Genomic DNA, 19,412 nt, shown 5'->3' with positions numbered 1-19,412 from the left:
TGCAAGTAATTAATTCTTCAGTGGAAAGTTGTTGAAGCCAGGGAAACCGCCTAGTTTTAATGGCATTGCCCTGTTTCTTTATCTTGAGGTGAGTTGCCTTGATGTCTTCGCCAATGCGGACGGCTTTGCGAGTGCTGGTGTGGGGCCTGGCCACCCTGACGGTTTTTCCGGCCTGCGCTGCGCAGTTGGTACGCGTGGGGGCGGCGCATTTTCCCCCTTATACCGTGCGTCCCGAGCAGGGCGCCGACACCGGGCTGCTGCCGCAACTGGTGGACGCCTTGAACGCGCTGCAGAGCGACTACCAATTCGTATTGGTGCCGACCTCGATTCCCCGGCGTTTTCGCGATTTCGAGCAAGGCCGCGTCGACATGGCGATTTTCGAGAACCCGGCCTGGGGCTGGCAGAACATTCCCCATACCAGCGTCGACATGGGCCTGGAAGATGCCGAGATCTTCACCGCCCAGCGCGAGCCCGGCCGCGGCCAGGAGTATTTCGCCGACCTCAAGGGCAAGCGCCTGGCCCTGTTCAGCGGTTACCACTACGCGTTCGCCAACTTCAATGCCGACCCCAAGTACCTGGCCGACACCTACAACGCGACCCTGACCTATTCCCACGACAGCAACCTGCTGATGGTGCTGCGCGGTCGTGCCGACATTGCGCTGGTGACCCGTTCCTACCTCAGTGATTTCCTTTCGCACAATGCCGACACGGCGCAGCAATTGTTCGCCTCCGATCGGATCGATCAGGTCTACCACCACTACGCGCTGATTCGCCCCATGGCGCCGATCAGCGGCGAAGACTTCGCCAAGTTGCTGGGACGCCTGCGCGACAGCGGTGAATTGCTGAAGATCTTCGATCCCTACCGCATCGTGGTCATGCCACCGGCCAAATGAAGCCGCCCGCAGGGCGGCTTGCCTAAATTTCCCTGTGCGGCTCACGTCACTTGGTTGAACACTGATGACGCTGAGTCCGTGCCATGTCCTCTCTCGATACGCTGTCCGCTGTGGCCGTTGCCGATACCTGCCGTTGCGCCGCTGATCCCGCTGGCCTGCAACCGCTGCGCCTGGCCGGTATTGAAACGAGCGGTGCCAGCCGCGGGCCTGGCACGCCACTGCCACCGGCGGGCAGCGAGGTGCTGCAAGCCTTGCGTGGGCAAGAAGGGTGGCGTGACGAGTGGATGGCCGGCTGGTTATCGACCCTGGTGCATTCGTTATGCCTCGACCACGGGCCGAGCGAATGGCTGGCCGAGGACGCTGGCCAGAGGCTCGAGCAGCAGGAGCGTTGCCTGCATTGTGGGAGAGCCTTCGATTTTTCCCACAAGCGCGCCGCCTTGCTGATTCTGGCGCAGGGGCGGGGGGACGGACGGCATCAGGCGGTCGAGAAGATCTGGCGGGAGCCTTCCTGTTCGCGGTAGCGCCGTGGCTGACGGTGGCTATCGCGATCAGGTGCGGGAGTAGCGTGCGGCGCGGATCAGTGGCGGGCGTAGGTGTCGGCGCGGTTGCCCGAGACTTTGCGGCAATGCACCAGCGCATCGCGAATCATGAAGTTCACCAGTGTCGGCGAGACCCCGAGTTCCTTGGCGATGTCCTTTTGCGGCACGCCATGCAGGCGATACATCTCGAAGGCATAGCGGGTGCGGCTGGGCAGCTCCGTCAGCGCGTCGGCAATGTGTTCCAGGGTCGAGAAATTGATGTGTGAGGTTTCCGGCGACGCTCCCTGCACGACCACATTCAGACCCTCTTCTTCAGTGCCCGAATACTTCTGCTCCAGCGCCTGCTTGCGATAGTGGTCAATCGCCAGGTTGCGCACGATCTGGAACAGATAGCTCAACTGCGCCTTGAACGATGAGGTGATCTGCGGCGCCGATTGCAGCCGGAAGAACGCGTCTTGCACCACGTCTTCGGCACGGGAACGACAGCCGGTAATGCGCGCCGCGATCTTGACCAGGATCAGGCGGTTGTCGACAAAGGCCTGGAGTAGCGGTGAATCGCACCTGCTTGTGGATACTTGTTCCGTCATGGAAATCACCTTGCTGCAAAAGGGTTAGTAGGACGACAGAAATTTCAGATTCGTCTTACACATCGAGCGACAAATTATGTTGAATGATAATGATTGTCAATTGAGAAAGAGAATTAATGAGCATCTTTGGTGCAGAGTGAGAACTGCGGCTCGTTGTCGCACGTTGTGAAGGGGTTCGAGGGCAGAGTGCGGACTAATTATTTCAAGACGCCATCCGTTCTCATTGGAGAAAGGTTCCGGGTGGAACATCCCGCCACAGCGCTCTCCAGATGTCCCATTCCGAGGGCAGGGGCCTTTATTTTTCAAAGGTTTATGTAACGGTCGCGGTTTTTTCCCGCGGCTCTACGTGCAAGCACAATCCGCGCAGGAAACCCCATGATGGACGCGTTCGAACTCCCCAGCACTCTGGCTCAAGCCCTTCAACGCCGGGCGGCTCAGACCCCCGATCAAGTGGCCTTGCGCTTCCTTGCCGAAGAGCAGGATCAGAGCGTGGTCCTCAGTTATCGCGACCTGGATCTGCGTGCCCGGACCATCGCCGCCGCGCTGCAGGCCAATGCCGCTCTGGGCGATCGAGCGGTGCTGCTGTTCCCCAGCGGCCCGGACTATGTCGCGGCGTTTTTCGCCTGCCTGTATGCCGGGGTTATCGCGGTGCCGGCCTATCCACCGGAGTCGAGCCGACGCCATCACCAGGAGCGACTGATCTCGATCATCGCCGACGCCGAGCCGCGGCTGCTGCTGACCAGCAGCGGGCTGCGCGATTCCCTGGCGCAGATGGACGAGCTGCAAGGTGCCGACGCGCCGCAACTGCTTTGTGTGGACACCCTGGCGGCGAGCCTGGCCGAAGGCTGGAGCGCCACCGAACTGCGGGCCGACGACATCGCCTTCCTGCAGTACACCTCGGGCTCCACCGCCTTGCCCAAGGGTGTGCAAGTCAGCCACGGCAACCTGGTGGCCAACGAACTGCTGATCCGCCGCGGCTTCGGTATCGACCTCAACCCCGACGACGTGATCGTCAGCTGGCTGCCGCTGTACCACGACATGGGCCTGATCGGCGGCCTGCTGCAACCGATCTTCAGCGGCGTGCCCTGCGTATTGATGTCGCCGGCGTATTTCCTCGGCCGACCGTTGCGCTGGCTGGAGGCGATCAGCGAATACGGCGGCACCATCAGCGGTGGCCCGGACTTCGCCTACCGCCTGTGCAGCGAGCGGGTCAGCGAGTCGGCCCTGGAACGCCTGGACCTCAGCCGCTGGCGCGTGGCCTATTCCGGGTCCGAGCCGATCCGCCTGGACACCCTGGAACGCTTCGCCGAGAAGTTCACCGCCTGCGGTTTCACCTCGAATCATTTCTTCGCCTCCTATGGCCTGGCCGAAGCCACCCTGTTTGTCGCCGGCGGCACCCGTGGCCAGGGCATCCCGGCCCTGCGCCTGGACGAGCAGGCCCTGGCGCAGAACCGCGCCGAGCCGGGCACCGGCAACGCCATGATGAGCTGCGGCACCAGCCAGCCCGAGCACGCGGTGCTGATCGTCGAGCCCAATACCCTGGCCGAGCTGGAAGAGAACCGGGTCGGTGAAGTCTGGGCTGCCGGCCCGAGCATCGCCCATGGTTACTGGCGCAACCCCGAGGCCACGGCCAAGACCTTCGTCGAGCATGCCGGCCGGACCTGGCTGCGCACCGGCGATCTGGGTTTCATGCGCGATGGCGAGCTGTTCATTACCGGCCGCTTGAAAGACATGCTGATCGTGCGTGGGCACAACCTTTATCCACAGGACATCGAGCAGACCATCGAGCGTGAGGTCGAGGTGGTGCGCAAGGGCCGGGTCGCGGCGTTCGCCGTCACCGAGCAGGGCCAGGAAGGCATCGGCATCGCCGCGGAAATCAGCCGCAGCGTGCAGAAGATCCTCACGCCGGACGCGCTGATCAAGCTGATTCGCCAGACCGTGGCCGAGGCCTATCAGCAAGCGCCGAGCGTGGTGGTCCTGCTCAATCCCGGCGCCTTGCCCAAGACGTCCAGCGGCAAGTTGCAACGTTCGGCCTGCCGCAACCGCCTGGCCGATGGCAGCCTCGACAGTTACGCCCAGTTCTCCGATAACAAGCTCCCCGATCGCCAGGCGGCGGTCGGCGAGGCCAGTGGCGAAGCGCCCCGCGAACTGCAAGAGCTGATCGGCCGTATCTGGCGCGAACAGCTGCAAGTCGAGCAAGTAGCGAGCGACGATCACTTCTTCCTGCTGGGCGGCAACTCCATCGCCGCGACCCAGGTCGTCGCGCGTCTGCGTGAAGCACTCGGCCTGGAGCTGAACCTGCGCCTGCTGTTCGAGGCGCCGACCCTCGGCGCGTTCGCTGCACAGGTCGCCCAGTTGCAACAGGATGGCGGCCTGGCCCAGGGCGCGATCAACGCCTTGTCGCGCACCGAGGCGCTGCCCCAGTCCCTGGCGCAGAACCGCCTGTGGATCACTTGGCAGCTCGACCCGCACAGCAGCGCCTACAACATTCCCGGTGGCCTGCGCCTGCGTGGCGAGCTGGACGAAGACGCCCTGCGCGCCAGCTTCCAGCAACTGATCGAACGCCACGAATCCCTGCGCACGCGCTTTTTCGAGCGCGACGGCCAGGCGTTGCAACAGGTCCTGCCGGCCAGCGAATTCAACCTGCAGGTGATCGACCTCAGCGACCTGCCGGCGGCCGAGCGCGAAGCGCAGGCGCAACAGATCCGTGAGGATGAGGCCCGTACCCGGTTCGACCTGGAACAAGGCCCGCTGCTCCGGGTGACCCTGGTGCGCCTCGACGACGAGGAACACCAACTGCTGGTGACCCTGCACCACATCATCGCCGACGGCTGGTCGCTGAATGTGCTGATCGACGAGTTCTCGCGCCTGTATGCCGCCGCCGTGCAAGGTCAGGCGGCGAGCCTGGCGCCGCTGCCGTTGCAGTACGCCGACTACGGCAGCTGGCAGCGCCAGTGGCTGGCCCAGGGCGAAGGCGAACGGCAACTGGCCTACTGGAAACAGCAGTTGGGCGACGAGCACCCGAGCCTGAGCCTGGCCACCGATCACCCGCGTTCGGCGCAACGGCAACACAGCGCCGCGCGGCACAGCCTGCGCCTGGGCGCGAGCCTGAGCGAAGCCATTCGCCAGACCGCCCAGGCCCATGAATCCACACCTTTCATGCTATTGCTCACGGCGTTCCAGAGCCTGCTGCATCGTTACAGCGGCCAGCGCGACATCCGCATCGGCGTGCCCAACGCCAACCGTCCGCGCCTGGAAACCCAGGGCCTGATCGGTTTCTTCATCAACACCCTGGTGCTGCGCGCCGAGGTGGACGGGCGCCTGCCGTTCGTTGATCTGTTGGCGCAGACCCGCCAGGCCGCGCTGCAGGCCCAGGCCCATCAGGACCTGCCGTTCGAGCAACTGCTCGAAGCCTTTCCCCAGGCCCGCGAACAGGGTCTGTTCCAGGTCATGTTCAACCACCAGCAGCGCGACCTCAGCGCCCTGCGACGGCTGCCCGGGCTGCTGGCCGAGGAGTTGCCGTGGCACAGCCGCGAGGCCAAGTTCGACCTGCAACTGCACAGTGAAGAAGACCGCAACGGCCGCCTGAGCCTGTCGTTCGACTACGCCAGCGAACTGTTCGAGGCCGCGACCGTCGAGCGCCTGGCCGAGCATTTCGTCAGCCTGCTGCGCGAAGCCTGCGCGCGTCCGCAAACCGCCATCGCCGACCTGCCGTTGCTCAACCCCTGCGAGCAGGCGCAGCAGCAACAGTGGAGCGAAGCCCCGTGCGCGGCGGCCAGCCAATGGCTGCCCGAGCTGCTCGAGGCACAACTGCAGCAGACCCCGGAACGCACCGCACTGGTGTGGCAGGGCGGCGAGCTGAGCTTTGCCGAGCTGCATGCCCAGGCCAACCGCCTGGCCCATTACCTGCGCGACAAAGGGGTCGGCCCGGATGTCTGCGTGGCCATCGCTGCCGAGCGCTCGCCGCAGCTGTTGATCGGCCTGCTGGCGATCGTCAAGGCCGGCGGCGCCTATGTGCCGCTGGACCCGGACTACCCGACCGAGCGCCTGGCCTACATGCTGGCCGACAGTGACGTCGAGCTGCTGCTGACCCAGACCCACCTGCTTGAGCGCCTGCCCCAGGCCGAGGGCGTCAGCGCCATCGCCATGGACAGCCTCAAGCTCGACGGCTGGCCGAGCCATGCGCCGGGCCTGCACCTGCACGGCGACAACCTGGCCTATGTGATCTACACCTCCGGCTCCACCGGCCAGCCCAAGGGCGTGGGCAACACCCACGCGGCCCTGAGCGAACGCTTGCAGTGGATGCAGAACAGCTACCGCCTGGACGCCAGCGATGTGCTGATGCAAAAGGCGCCGATCAGCTTCGACGTGTCGGTGTGGGAGTGCTTCTGGCCGCTGATCACCGGCTGCCGCCTGCTGCTGGCCGCGCCGGGCGAACACCGCGACCCGCATCGCATCGCCCAGTTGGTGCAGCAATACGGCGTGACCACGCTGCACTTCGTACCGCCGCTGTTGCAGCTGTTCGTCGAGGAGCCGCTGAGCGCCGGATGCAGCAGCCTGCGCCGGGTGTTCTCCGGTGGCGAAGCCTTGCCGGCCGAATTGCGCGACCGGGTGCTGGAGCAGCTGCCGAACGCTCAACTGCATAACCGTTACGGCCCGACCGAAACCGCGATCAACGTTACCCACTGGCGTTGCCGTAGTGTCGATGGCCAGCGTTCGCCCATCGGCCGTCCGCTGGGCAACGTGATCTGCCGGGTGCTGGACGCTGACCTCAACCCGGTACCGACCGGCGTGCCGGGCGAGCTGTGCATTGCCGGGATCGGCCTGGCCCGTGGTTACCTCGGGCGTCCGGGGCTGAGCGCCGAACGTTTTGTCGTTGATCCGCTGAGCAGCGAGGGCGCGCGCCTGTACCGCACCGGCGACCGGGTGCGCTGGGCGGCCGATGGTGCGCTGGAATACCTCGGGCGTCTCGATCAGCAGGTCAAGCTGCGCGGCTTTCGGGTCGAACCCCAGGAAATCGAAGCGCGCCTGCTGGCCCAGGAGGGCGTGGCCCAGGCGGCGGTCCTGGTGCGCGAGACCGCGGCCGGTGCGCAACTGATTGGTTATTACACCGCCAACGCGGATGGGGAAGAGGAGGGTGCGCAGATCGAGCGCCTGAAAACCGCCCTGGCCAGTGAGCTGCCGGAGTACATGGTGCCGGCGCAACTGATGCTTCTTTCGGCCATGCCCCTGAGCCCGAGCGGCAAGCTCGACCGCCGCGCCTTGCCGGAACCGCAATGGCAGGTGCGTGAACACGTTGCACCCGTCACTGAGTTGCAACAGCAGATCGCGGCGATCTGGCGCGAGGTGCTGGGGCAGCAGCGCATCGGCTTGCGCGATGATTTCTTTGCCCTGGGCGGCCACTCGCTGCTGGCCACGCAGATCATTTCCCGGACCCGCCAGGCCTGCGACGTCGAGTTGCCGCTGCGGGCCTTGTTCGAAGCCAGCGAGCTGGGCGACTTCGCCGAGCAGGTGCGGCTGATCCAGGAAACCGGCAAGCGCAACCAGCAGCCGCCGATCGCCAAGGTCGATCGCAGCCAGCCTGTGCCGTTGTCTTATTCCCAGCAGCGCATGTGGTTCCTCTGGCAGATGGAGCCGGACAGCCCGGCCTACAACGTGGGCGGCATGGCGCGTTTCAAGGGCGTGCTGGATGTCGGGCGTTTCGAGGCGGCGCTGCAGGCGCTGATCCTGCGTCACGAAACCCTGCGCACCACGTTCCCTAGCGTCGACGGCGTGGCCCAACAACGGGTGCATGGGGAAACCGGCGTGCGCATGGGCTGGAAGGATTTCTCCATGCTGGATGCAACGGCCCGCGAGCAACGCCTGCAACAGCTGGCCGACGGCGAGGCGCACCGGCCGTTCGACCTGGAAACCGGTCCGCTGCTGCGCGCCTGCCTGGTCAAGGCGGCGGAGCATGAGCACTACTTCGTGCTGACCCTGCACCACATCGTTACTGAAGGCTGGGCGATGGACATCTTCGCCCGTGAGCTGAGCGCGTTGTACGAAGCCTTTATCGACGACCGCGACTCGCCGCTGGAACCGCTGCCGGTGCAGTACCTGGATTACAGCGTCTGGCAGCGCCAGTGGCTGGAGTCCGGCGAGCGTCAGCGCCAGCTGGATTACTGGACTGTGCAACTGGGCAACGAACATCCGCTGCTGGAACTGCCGGGCGACCGTCCGCGGCCGCCGGTGCAGAGCCACCAGGGCGAGTTGTACCGCTTCGACCTCAGCGACGAGCTGGCGGCACGGGTGCGGCGCTTCAACGCCGAACATGGCCTGACCCTGTTCATGACCATGACCGCGACCTTGGCCGTGCTGCTCTATCGCTATAGCGGCCAGACCGACCTGCGCATCGGCGCGCCGGTGGCCAACCGCATCCGTCCGGAAAGCGAAGGGCTGATCGGCGCCTTCCTCAACACCCAGGTACTGCGTTGCCAGCTCGACGGGCAGATGAGCGTCTTTGATCTGTTCGAGCAGGTGCGGCACACCGTGATCGAAGGCCAGTCCCATCAGGACCTGCCGTTCGACCATCTGGTGGAAGCCCTGCAACCGCCGCGCAGCGCCGCCTACAACCCGCTGTTCCAGGTGATGTGCAACGTCCAGCGCTGGGAGTTCCAGCAGAGCCGCAGCCTGGCCGGCATGACGGTCGAGTACCTGGCCAACGATGCGCGGGCCACCAAGTTCGACCTCAACCTGGAAGTCACCGACCTCGATCATCGCCTGGGTTGCTGCCTGACCTACAGCACCGACCTGTTCGACGAGCCGCGCATCGCGCGCATGGCGGCGCACTGGCGCAACCTGCTGGAGGCCTTGATCGCGGCCTTGATAGAGAGCCCCGAGCAGCGCCTGAGCGAGTTGCCGCTGCTCGACCGCGTCGAACAACAGCAACTGCTGGACAGCCTGGGCGTCGAGCCCGGCGAACACCGCCTGGACCAGTGCATCCACCACCTGTTCAGCGAACAGGCGCTGCTGCGCCCGGACGCGCCGGCCCTGACATTCGCCGGGCAGACCCTGAGCTACGCCGAGCTCGACAGCCGCGCCAACCGCCTGGCCTGGATGCTCCGTGAGCGTGGCGTCGGCCCGCAGGTGCGGGTCGGCCTGGCCCTGGAGCGCTCGCTGGAAATGGTCGTCGGCCTGTTGGCGATTCTCAAGGCCGGCGGCGCCTATGTGCCGCTGGACCCGGAATACCCGCTGGACCGCCTGCACTACATGATTGAAGACAGTGGTATCGGCCTGCTGCTCAGCGACGCGGCGATGTTCCAGGCTTTGGGTGAGTTGCCAGCCAGCGTGGCGCGCTGGTGCCTGGAAGAGGACGGCGCGCAACTGGCCAACTACCCGGCCAGCGAGCTGCCCTTTATCAGCCTGCCGCAGCACCAGGCGTACCTGATCTACACCTCGGGCTCCACCGGCAAGCCCAAGGGCGTGGTGGTGTCCCATGGCGAGATCGCCATGCATTGCCGCGCGGTGATCGAGCGCTTCGGCATGCGGCCGGACGACTGCGAGCTGCACTTCTATTCCATCAACTTCGACGCCGCCACCGAGCGTCTGCTGGTGCCGTTGCTCAGCGGCGCCCAGGTGGTGCTGCGGGCGCAGGGGCAGTGGGATGCGCAAGAGATCTGCCAGCTGATCCGTGAGCACCGCATCAACATCCTCGGCTTTACCCCGAGCTACGGCAGCCAGCTGGCGCAGTGGCTGGCGACCCAGGACCAGACCCTGCCGGTGCGCATGTGCATCACCGGCGGCGAGGCGCTGACCGGCGAACACCTGAGCCGCATCCGCGCGGCGTTCAAACCGAGCCTGTTCTTCAACGCCTACGGCCCGACCGAAACCGTGGTCATGCCGCTGGCCAGCCTGGCGCCGGAACAACTGGAAGAGGGCGCTGGCAGCGTACCGATCGGCACCGTGATCGGTGAGCGCGTGGCCTACATTCTCGACGCCGATCTGGCCCTGCTGCCGCAAGGCGCCACCGGTGAGCTGTATGTCGGCGGGGCCGGCCTGGCCCAGGGTTACCACCAGCGTCCGGGCATGAGCGCCGAGCGTTTCGTGGCCGACCCGTTCAGCACCACTGGCGGGCGCCTGTATCGCACCGGCGACCTGGTGCGCCAGTGCGCCGATGGCCAGGTGGAATACATCGGCCGGGTCGACCATCAGGTGAAGATTCGTGGCTTCCGTATCGAGCTGGGGGAAATCGAAAACCGCCTGCTGGAACATGAGGCGGTGCGCGAAGCGGTGGTGCTGGCCCTGGACATGCCGGGCGGCAAACAGCTGGCCGGGTATTTGGTCGTGGATGGGGTGACCGATGTCGCCGAACAGAGTGACGAGCAACAGGCGGCCCTGCGCGAAGCGATCAAGGCCCAGCTGAAAATCCACCTGCCGGATTACATGGTGCCCACCCACCTGGTCCTGCTGGCGAGCATGCCGCTGACCGCCAACGGCAAGCTCGACCGCCGCGCCTTGCCGGCCCCGGACCTGGAACTCAACCGCCAGCAGTACGTGGCGCCGAGCAACGAGCTGGAGCAGACCCTGGCCCAGGTCTGGTGCGACGTGCTGAACCTGCGGCAGGTCGGCCTGCACGACAACTTCTTCGAACTGGGCGGCGACTCGATCCTGTCGATCCAGGTGGTCAGCCGCGCCCGTCAGCTGGGCATTCATTTCAGCCCGCGGGACCTGTTCCAGCATCAGACCGTGCAGGCCCTGGCCGCGGTGGCCAGCCGCAGCGAGCGGATCGTCGCCGAGCAAGGCTTGCTCAGCGGCGAGTCGCACCTGACACCGATCCAGCACTGGTTCTTCGACAGCGCGATCCCCGAGCGTCAGCACTGGAACCAGGCCCTGCTGCTGGCGCCGACCCAGGTGCTCGATGGGCAGCTGTTGGAGCCAGCGCTGCACGCGGTGCTGGCCCAGCATGACGCCCTGCGCCTGCGCTTCACCCAGGTCGACGGCCAATGGCGGGCCGAGCACCAGCCGCTGTCCGAGGCGCCACTGCTGATGCAGCTGCGCGTGGCTTCCATGGAGCAATGCCCGGCGCTGTTCGCCGAGGCGCAGCGTAGCCTCGACCTGGCCAACGGACCGCTGTTGCGCGCGCTGTTGGTGGACGGTCCGGATGCGCAGCAACGCCTGTTTATCGCCATCCACCACCTGGTGGTCGACGGCGTGTCCTGGCGGGTGCTGCTGGAGGATCTGCAAAACCTCTACCGTCAGCTTGAAGCTCAGCAGACGCCGCGCCTGCCGGCGAAAACCAGCGCCTTGCGCGATTGGGCGTCACGCCTGCAGGCCTATGCCGGCAGCGAGTCGCTGCGCGAAGAGTTGAGCTGGTGGCAGGACCAATTGGCTGGCCCGGCGGCGACGCTGCCGGTACAGCACGCCCAGGGCGGGCGGCAGAGCAAACATGCGCAGACCGTCAGCGTGAAACTGGATGCCGAGCGCACCCGGCAGCTGCTGCAACAGGCGCCGAGCGCCTACCGCACCCAGGTCAACGACCTGCTGCTGACGGCCCTGGCCCGCGTGCTGTGCCGCTGGACCGGCGAAGCGTCGGCGCTGATCCAACTGGAAGGCCATGGCCGCGAAACCCTGTTCGACGAGATCGACCTGACTCGCACGGTCGGCTGGTTCACCAGCGCTTACCCGCTGCGCCTGACCCCGCTGGCCATCGAAGCGGCGGCCGGGCAGGGCGCCTCGATCAAGGCGATCAAGGAACAGCTGCGCGCGGTGCCGCATAAAGGCCTGGGTTATGGCGTGCTGCGCTACCTGGCCGACGGGGCGATCCAGCAACGCATGGCGGCCTTGCCGCAGGCGCCGATCACCTTCAACTACCTGGGCCAGTTCGACCAGAGCTTTGCCAGCGACGCGCTGTTCCGTCCGCTGGACGAGCCGGCGGGCGCCGCCCATTCGCCGGAAGCGCCGCTGCCCAACGAGCTGAGCGTCGACAGCCAGGTCTACGCCGGCGAGTTGGTGCTGCGCTGGACCTTCAGCGGCGAGCGTTTTGATGTGCAGAGCATCGACGCGCTGGCCCAGGCCTACCTCGGCGAACTGCACAGCCTGATCGTCCATTGCCTGGAGGACGATGCCGGCGGCCTGACGCCGTCGGACTTCCCCCTGGCGCACCTGACCCAGGCGCAACTGGACGCGCTGCCGGTGCCGGCCAGTGCCATCGAGGACGTCTACCCGCTGACCCCGATGCAGGAGGGCATGCTGCTGCACACCCTGCTGGAGCCGGGCACCGGCCTGTACTACATGCAGGACCGCTACCGCATCAACAGCGAGCTGGACCCGGCGCGTTTCGCCCAGGCCTGGCAGGCGGTGGTGGCCCGTCACGAAGCCCTGCGCGCGTCCTTCTGCTGGAACGTCGGCGAAGACATGCTGCAGGTTATCCACAAGCCGGGCAGCACGCCGATCGAGTTCCTGGACTGGAGCGCTGTCGCGCAAGACGAGCAGGAACCGAAGCTGCAGGCGTTGCTGAAAAGCGAACGCGAGGCCGGTTTCGATCTGCTCAGCCAGGCACCGTTCCACCTGCGGCTGATCCGCGTGGGGGCCGCGCGCTACTGGTTCATGATGAGCAACCACCACATCCTGATCGATGCCTGGTGCCGTTCGCTGTTGATGAACGACTTCTTCGAGATCTACACCGCCCTGGGCGAAGGTCGCGAAGCCCAGTTGAGCGTGCCGCCCCGCTACCGCGACTACATCGGCTGGCTGCAACGCCAGAGCCTGGCCGAGGCGCGCCAGTGGTGGAAAAACAACCTGCAAGGCTTCGAGCGCACCACGCCGATTCCAAGCGACCGGCCGTTCCTGCGCGAACACGCCGGCGACAGCGGCGGCATGATCGTCGGTGATTGCTACACCCGGCTCGATGCCCGCGACGGCGCGCAACTGCGTGAGTTGGCGCAGCAGCATCAGCTGACCGTCAACACCTTCGCCCAGGCGGCCTGGGCCCTGGTCCTGCGGCGCCTGAGCGGCGAGCGTGATGTGCTGTTCGGCGTCACCGTGGCCGGGCGTCCGGTGGAAATGCCCGAGATGCAGCGCACCGTCGGCCTGTTCATCAACAGCATCGCGCTGCGGGTGCAACTGCCGGAGGACGGCCAGCGCCTGAGCGTGCGTCAATGGCTCAGCAGCCTGCTGGAACGCAACATGGAGCTGCGCGAGTACGAATACCTGCCGCTGGTGGCGATCCAGGAAAACAGCGAACTGCCCAAGGGCCAGCCGCTGTTCGACAGCCTGTTCGTGTTCGAGAACGCACCGGTGGAAGTCTCGGTGCTGGACCGCGCGCAAAGCCTGAACGCCACCTCGGATTCCGGCCGCACCCACACCAACTTCCCGCTGACCGCGGTGTGCTACCCGGGGGATGACCTGGGGCTGCACCTGTCCTACGACCAGCGCTACTTCGAGCAAGCGACCATCGAGCGCCTGCTCGGCGAGTTCAAGCGCCTGCTGCTGGCGCTGGTGCAGGGCTTCCATGGCGACATGGCCGAGCTGCCGCTGCTGGGCGCAGCAGAGCAGGACTTCCTGCTCGCCGGCTGCAACCAGAGCGAGCATGAGTACCCGCTGCAGCGCAGCTACGTCGAACTGTTCGAGGCCCAGGTGGTGGCGCATCCGCAACGCATCGCCGCCAGTTGCCAGGACTTGCAATACAGCTATGCCGAACTGAACCAGCGCAGTAACCGCCTGGGCCACGCCCTGATCGCCAACGGCGTGGGCCTGGACCAGCCGGTGGCCCTGCTGGCCGAGCGCAGCCTGGACCTGCTGGGCATGATCATCGGCAGCTTCAAGGCCGGCGCCGGCTACCTGCCGCTGGACCCGGGCCTGCCGGGCCAGCGCCTGGGGCGGATCATCGAGCTGAGCCGCACGCCGTTGCTGGTGTGCACCGCAGCCTGCCAGACACAGGCGCAAGCCTTGCTCGACGAGTTCGCCTGCGCCAACCGACCACGTTTGCTGGTGTGGGAGGAGGTGCAAGCGGCCGATCATTCGCAGGACAACCCGGAGATCTACAGCGGCCCGGACAACCTGGCCTATGTGATCTACACCTCGGGTTCCACCGGCCTGCCCAAGGGCGTGATGGTCGAGCAGCGCGGCATGCTCAACAACCAGCTGAGCAAGGTGCCATACCTGCAATTGAGCGAGGCCGATGTGATCGCCCAGACCGCGTCGCAGAGCTTCGACATTTCGGTCTGGCAGTTCCTCGCCGCGCCGCTGTTCGGCGCGCGGGTGGACATCGTGCCGAACGCCATCGCCCATGACCCGCAAGGTTTGCTGGCCCATGTGCAGGTGCAGGGCATCAGCGTGCTGGAAAGCGTGCCGTCGCTGATCCAGGGCATGCTCGCCCAGGAGTCCATCGACCTCGATGGCCTGCGCTGGATGCTGCCGACCGGCGAGGCGATGCCGCCGGAGCTGGCGCACCAATGGTTGCTGCGTTACCCGCAGATCGGCCTGGTCAACGCCTACGGTCCGGCCGAGTGTTCGGATGACGTGGCCTTCTACCGCGTCGACATGGCCTCGACCCGTGGCAGCTACCTGCCGATCGGTACGCCGACCGACAACAACCGCCTGTACCTGATGGATGGCGCGCTGGACCTGGTGCCACTGGGCGCGGTGGGCGAGCTGTGCGTCGCCGGTACCGGGGTCGGCCGTGGTTATGTCAGCGATCCGCTGCGCACCGCGCAGGTGTTCGTGCCGCATCCGTTCGGTGCCCCGGGCGAACGCCTGTACCGCACCGGCGACCTGGCCCGGCGCCGCGCCGATGGCGTGCTGGAGTACGTCGGGCGCATCGACCATCAAGTGAAGATCCGTGGCTACCGCATCGAGCTGGGGGAAATCGAAGCCCGCCTGCACGAACAGCCGGAAGTCCGCGACGCGGCGGTCGGCGTGCAGGAAGGCGTCAACGGCAAGCATTTGGTGGGGTATTTGGTAGCCAGCGACTCGGCCCTGAACCCGACGGAACGCCTGGAGCGCATCAAGCAACGCCTGCGCGTCGAGCTGCCGGAATACATGGTGCCGCTGCACTGGCTGTGGCTGGAGCGCCTGCCGCTCAACGCCAACGGCAAGCTCGACCGCAAGGCCCTGCCGGCCCTGGAGATCGGCCAACTGCACAGCCAGGACTACCTGGCACCGCGCAGCGAACTGGAGCAGACCCTGGCCGCTATCTGGGCCGAGGTGCTCAAGGTCGAGCGGGTCGGGGTCCAGGACAACTTCTTCGAGCTGGGCGGGCATTCGCTGCTGGCCACGCAGATCGCCTCGCGGGTGCAGAAAACCCTGCAACGCAACGTGCCGCTGCGGGCGATGTTCGAGTGCAGCACGGTGGAGGAGCTGGCGCAGTACATCGACGGCCTGGCGAGCAGTGAAATCAGCGAGGAGAAGGTCGATCGCCTGAGCGACCTGATGGCGGAGCTGGAGGGGTTGTAATCAGCGTTGCCAGTGCTGGCCCTATCGTGGGCAAGCTGAACTGGCCTGATAATCCTGGACACCCCAATCGGGCGCCATGATGGCGCCCAACTCTGAACCTTAACCTGGCAGGGCCTTACCATCGAGGCCCTGCTCACTCCCGGCTGGCCCGAGTGCTACCGTCACCTCCACGGCTATCCGCTGCCCATCTTTGAAACCGGCTACCGCTCGCGCTTCGAATGCGCCGACAACATCGACGCGGCAGATGTCGCTGTTCTAAAAAACTCGGCCCTTCGGGTCGAATTATTCATCCCTCACCGTGCGAGATTAGAGTCCTTCGCAGAACTGCTCATGGGGCTCGCAATGAAATTTTGAAGTATCTCCGCGATCAGGGCGATTCAGTCTTTCACTTATAGTGATTCGAGTTAATCCATCTTCCAAATTTGACTTTTGACGCTAACTTTAGTGGCTATGCTCTTACAGTGGGTTGACTATCAAAGTCATTGCCGCGCCAGCAATAATGGCAGATCGTTATTTTGGAGTTTTTATGGACATGGAGCTGTTTGAAGCGAGCCATTACCAAGCCCCCAAGACACCAAAACGCCATTGATGTTCTGCTTGCACGCCTCCAGTTATTTCAACGGCTATGTTTTGGAGAATTAAAATGTCCAATGAAAAGTTTGACCGCGTCACAGCGAATTTGTCTGTTGCCGATATAAGCACTGCAATCGCTACCGGTTTGCAAAGAGCGCTTGATACTCGTGGAGAAGCGTTGCGCGATAAAATCCTTATTTATGGTGGAAGGATTGACTTCAACATTCAAGTGCTCCCCCAAAGCGCGGTAGGCGAACTCAAGGAAGTTGCCAATATTGGCAAGGTCTAGGTTTTTCGGCATTTTTTCGTCAAGCCAATAGGGACAGAAGGAATGCTGGTGGAGGGAATAAAATGCCACCCAAATCGTTGGAAAAATCCCGCCGATTGATTGAGAACGGTCGAAATAAGGCGCTTCTGTGCCCAAGTGCTCAGCCGGAATGGGAAGGAGCGAAAATATTCGGGGTGGTGAATGGCACGGTGGCAGCTCCTGAAGTAGCTTACCTTTCACAAGCAATACCCATGACGAAAGAGCTGGCTGAATCAACAGTCCCTGTCAGTCCGGCAGAGGTATTTCGCATTTCCGCACCCTGTGCGGAAATGCGATGCCAGCACTACAAGGAAGGAGGCTGCCAGCTTGTATCGCGCACCGTAGAGAAATTAAAAACGGTCACAGACAAACTTCCCCGTTGCTCGATAAGAGCCTCCTGTCGCTGGTGGAATGAACAGGGCCCCGATGCCTGTTTCCGCTGTCCGCAAGTTGTAACCAACAGTTTTTCCCAGGACGAGATGATCATTATTGCGGCAACCCCGATATAGCTCAAAGTGTGAGTCATCGTTGAAGATGAAAGGACTCTGATCAACTTGCACTCTCTGATATGAACGTTGAGTCTATTTACCCCTTCTGGAGGGGAGTTATACACATCGTTCAGGCGTTCAGCAGCCTATATGGATTTCATCATCCTTTGTAGGCGCGAGCTTGCTCGCGAAAAAGTCTTACGGCCTGCACGGCCCTTCGGACTTGTCCGATTGACGGCAACCCTTCACTGGCACAGTCTACCGAGGCTTTTTCGCAGCCCACCTGACAGGAGACAGTTGATGCCCTTCGCGACTATTGATGGACAAGCCCTTCACTACCTGGACCAGGGCAGCGGCCCGGCGGTGCTGCTGGCCGGCAGCTACCTGTGGGACCTGAACATGTGGGCGCCGCAGATCGAGGCGCTGTCGAAGCAGTACCGGGTGATCGCCCTGGACCTGTGGGGCCACGGCCAATCTGGCGCGCTGCCGCAAGGCACCACTTCACTGGATGACATCGCCCGGCAGGTGCTGGCGCTGCTGGATCATCTTGAGATCGAACGCATCACCCTGGTCGGCCTGTCCGTGGGCGGCATGTGGGGCGCGCGCCTGGCCCTGGCGGCGCCGCAACGCATCAATGGCCTGGTGCTGATGGACACCTACCTCGGGGCCGAGCCCGAGCCGACCCGCCAGTACTACTTCTCGTTGTTCAAGCAGATCGAAGAGGCGGGGACCATCCCGTCGCCGCTGCTGGACATCGTGGTACCGATTTTCTTCCGTCCTGGCATCGACCCGCAGTCGGCGCTGTACCAGGACTTCCGCGCGGTCCTCGCGGCACTGCCCAGCGAACGCCTGCGCGAAAGCGTGGTGCCCATGGGCCGCATCACCTTCAGCCGCGCAGACCTGCTATCGCGCCTGGACCAGCTGGACCCCAAGACCACCTTGCTGCTGTGCGGCGACCAGGACAAACCGCGCCCACCTGCGGAAACCCGGGAAATGGCCGAGCTGATTGGTTGCCCTTATCAGCTGGTGCCCGAAGCGGGGCATATCTCCAACCTGGAGAACCCGGCGTTTGTCACCGAGGCGTTGTTGAAGTTTTTGGCTGAGCGGCATTCCTGCTGATGCCTCGGCGGCGTTTGGGCTGACGTTATCGCGAGCAAGCTGCGCTCCTACAGAAACCGTATTTTTCCTGGTGGATCGCATTCTTCTGTAGGAGCGGCCGGTCGACGCTCGATTGCCCGCGATGCGATCCCACGGCCACCACACGACCCTCTGCTATAGTCGCGCCCGGCGCAGGTCCAAGCACCTGCGCCGGGCGTTTTCATTCAGGGACAGGGGCGATGACGGAACACATTCACTGGCGTGATATCGAGGATCTGGCCGGCAACTGGAACGGCCTCGGGGTGGAGGTCAAGCGCCCAGCCAGCGGCAAGCCGGACTTGCGCCTGCTCAGTGGCAACCACCGCCGCATGCAACTGGTGCTGGGTGACCAGACGCTGCTCTGGGGCACCATGTCCCGCTGCCTTTACGGCGTGTGGCTGGTACGCAATCACCTGCTGGAGCAATGGCCGCAAACCCTGGTGTGCCCCATCGATTCGCCCCAGGTGGAGCAACAGCTACGCCTCGACCCGGCCCTGCGCCTCAAGGCCTGGAGCCGCTTTTTCGTCCAGCAGTTGATGCAGCACCAACCGGACTTTTTCTACCCCGGCTACTGGCTGGTACGGGCCCTGCGCCCGGAATCCCTCAAGCCGATGCGGCCGTTGCTGAGCGGCACCGAAGCCTGGTACTTCAAGGGCGGCGAAGACGCCCTGAGCCATATGCCGCAGTGGGCGATCTACGGCCGTAACATCCTCGACAACCGGCAACCCGGTGCGGCGCGCTGGGTCGAGTTGGGCGAGAGTGGCGGCGCGGTGGTCGGCCTGCATGCAGTGGACCCGCATTCCGGGCGCCTCAAATGGTGGCGCAAGAAAGCCCGCGAGGGCAGCTTGCCGCCCATCCTGCTGTGGTACGTCAGCGGCCTGAGCTGCCACCTGATTCTCGATGGCCATTACCGCTTGCAGGCGGCCATCGATGAAAACCTTCCACCGGAGTTCCTGGTGCTCAGCTCGCCGCGGCTCTTCAGCTATCGCCCGAACCCGCAAGAGCAGCAGAAGGTGCTGGGGGCTCTGCAGATGCAGATCCAGCGCAAGAACCTGGAAACGGTGCGCTTCAACCAACTGCTGATCAGCACCTTCGATGACCGGCCGTATCACGGCTTCGGCAGCCAGTCGTGGGCCGGGATTGCCTCGGAAAAGGTCTGGGTCGATCAGGTCAGCGCTGTCCTCAACGAACGGGCAGACACCGGCGAGCTGGAAAACATCCTCGCCCGCGAAGCGCCGGACGAGTTCGCCTGAGCCTTACGCACAAATGCCGAATGTTGACGCCCCTGTAGCCGCTGCCGAGCTCCGCGAGGCTGCGATCGACTGCGCAGCAGGCGCCAAACCTGCCAACGTGGTGTGTCAGGCGAAACACCGGCGCCTGGTTTGCGGCCGCTTCGTCGGAATGCCGCCCAGCCCGATCGCAGCCTCGCAGGCTCGGCAGCGGCTACAGGGGGCTGA

Annotated in this window: 8 protein-coding genes and 1 pseudogene; 8 read left to right on the top strand and 1 reads right to left on the bottom strand. The window is 64.6% G+C overall.

The genetic code is table 11. From position 1 onward, the window contains the following. The first annotated feature begins 101 nt into the window (after positions 1-101). Together AC07PQ_RS25770 and AC07PQ_RS25765 are read left to right on the top strand one after the other, a co-directional pair. On the top strand, positions 102-893 hold the full coding sequence (locus AC07PQ_RS25770; protein ID WP_007922895.1) for a substrate-binding periplasmic protein: 792 nt from the start codon (positions 102-104) through the stop codon (positions 891-893). Positions 894-976: 83 nt separating this feature from the next. Continuing rightward, entirely contained in the window at positions 977-1,414 is a 438-nt protein-coding gene (locus AC07PQ_RS25765) for a hypothetical protein (RefSeq protein WP_007922893.1), read from the top strand. A 56-nt stretch (positions 1,415-1,470) separates the two neighbouring features. On the opposite strand, the gene AC07PQ_RS25760 is transcribed toward AC07PQ_RS25765, so the two are convergent. Next, entirely contained in the window at positions 1,471-2,019 is a 549-nt protein-coding gene (locus AC07PQ_RS25760; RefSeq protein WP_007922891.1) for an RNA polymerase factor sigma-70, read from the bottom strand. Positions 2,020-2,394: 375 nt separating this feature from the next. On the opposite strand from AC07PQ_RS25760, the gene AC07PQ_RS25755 reads away from it, so the two are divergent. The 6 genes and pseudogenes from AC07PQ_RS25755 (at position 2,395) to AC07PQ_RS25730 (ending at position 19,208) form a co-directional block, all read left to right on the top strand. Further along, positions 2,395-15,450, top strand: a complete 13,056-nt coding sequence (locus AC07PQ_RS25755; protein ID WP_493186437.1) for a non-ribosomal peptide synthetase — start codon at positions 2,395-2,397, stop codon at positions 15,448-15,450. A gap of 111 nt (positions 15,451-15,561) precedes the next feature. Beyond that, a pseudogene (locus AC07PQ_RS25750) lies at positions 15,562-15,804 on the top strand (hypothetical protein); the annotation flags it as partial. Positions 15,805-16,093: 289 nt separating this feature from the next. Then, positions 16,094-16,312, top strand: coding sequence for a hypothetical protein (locus AC07PQ_RS25745; RefSeq protein ID WP_007922888.1), 219 nt, complete (start codon positions 16,094-16,096; stop codon positions 16,310-16,312). A gap of 62 nt (positions 16,313-16,374) precedes the next feature. After that, positions 16,375-16,839, top strand: a complete 465-nt coding sequence (locus AC07PQ_RS25740; RefSeq protein WP_081502420.1) for a hypothetical protein — start codon at positions 16,375-16,377, stop codon at positions 16,837-16,839. 279 nt (positions 16,840-17,118) lie between these two features. Further along, positions 17,119-17,937 (top strand): alpha/beta fold hydrolase, encoded by an 819-nt coding sequence (locus AC07PQ_RS25735; protein ID WP_493186438.1) that lies wholly within the window; start codon positions 17,119-17,121, stop codon positions 17,935-17,937. Positions 17,938-18,155: 218 nt separating this feature from the next. After that, a complete protein-coding gene (locus AC07PQ_RS25730; RefSeq protein ID WP_493186439.1) occupies positions 18,156-19,208 on the top strand; it encodes a hypothetical protein in 1,053 nt (350 codons plus the stop codon). Positions 19,209-19,412: the final 204 nt, after the last annotated feature.

The sequence above is a fragment of the Pseudomonas sp. GW821-FHT09E12 genome (assembly GCF_059416085.1).
Note: the sequence above shows the minus strand (reverse complement) of the source record. Positions and strands in the feature narration are given on the sequence as shown.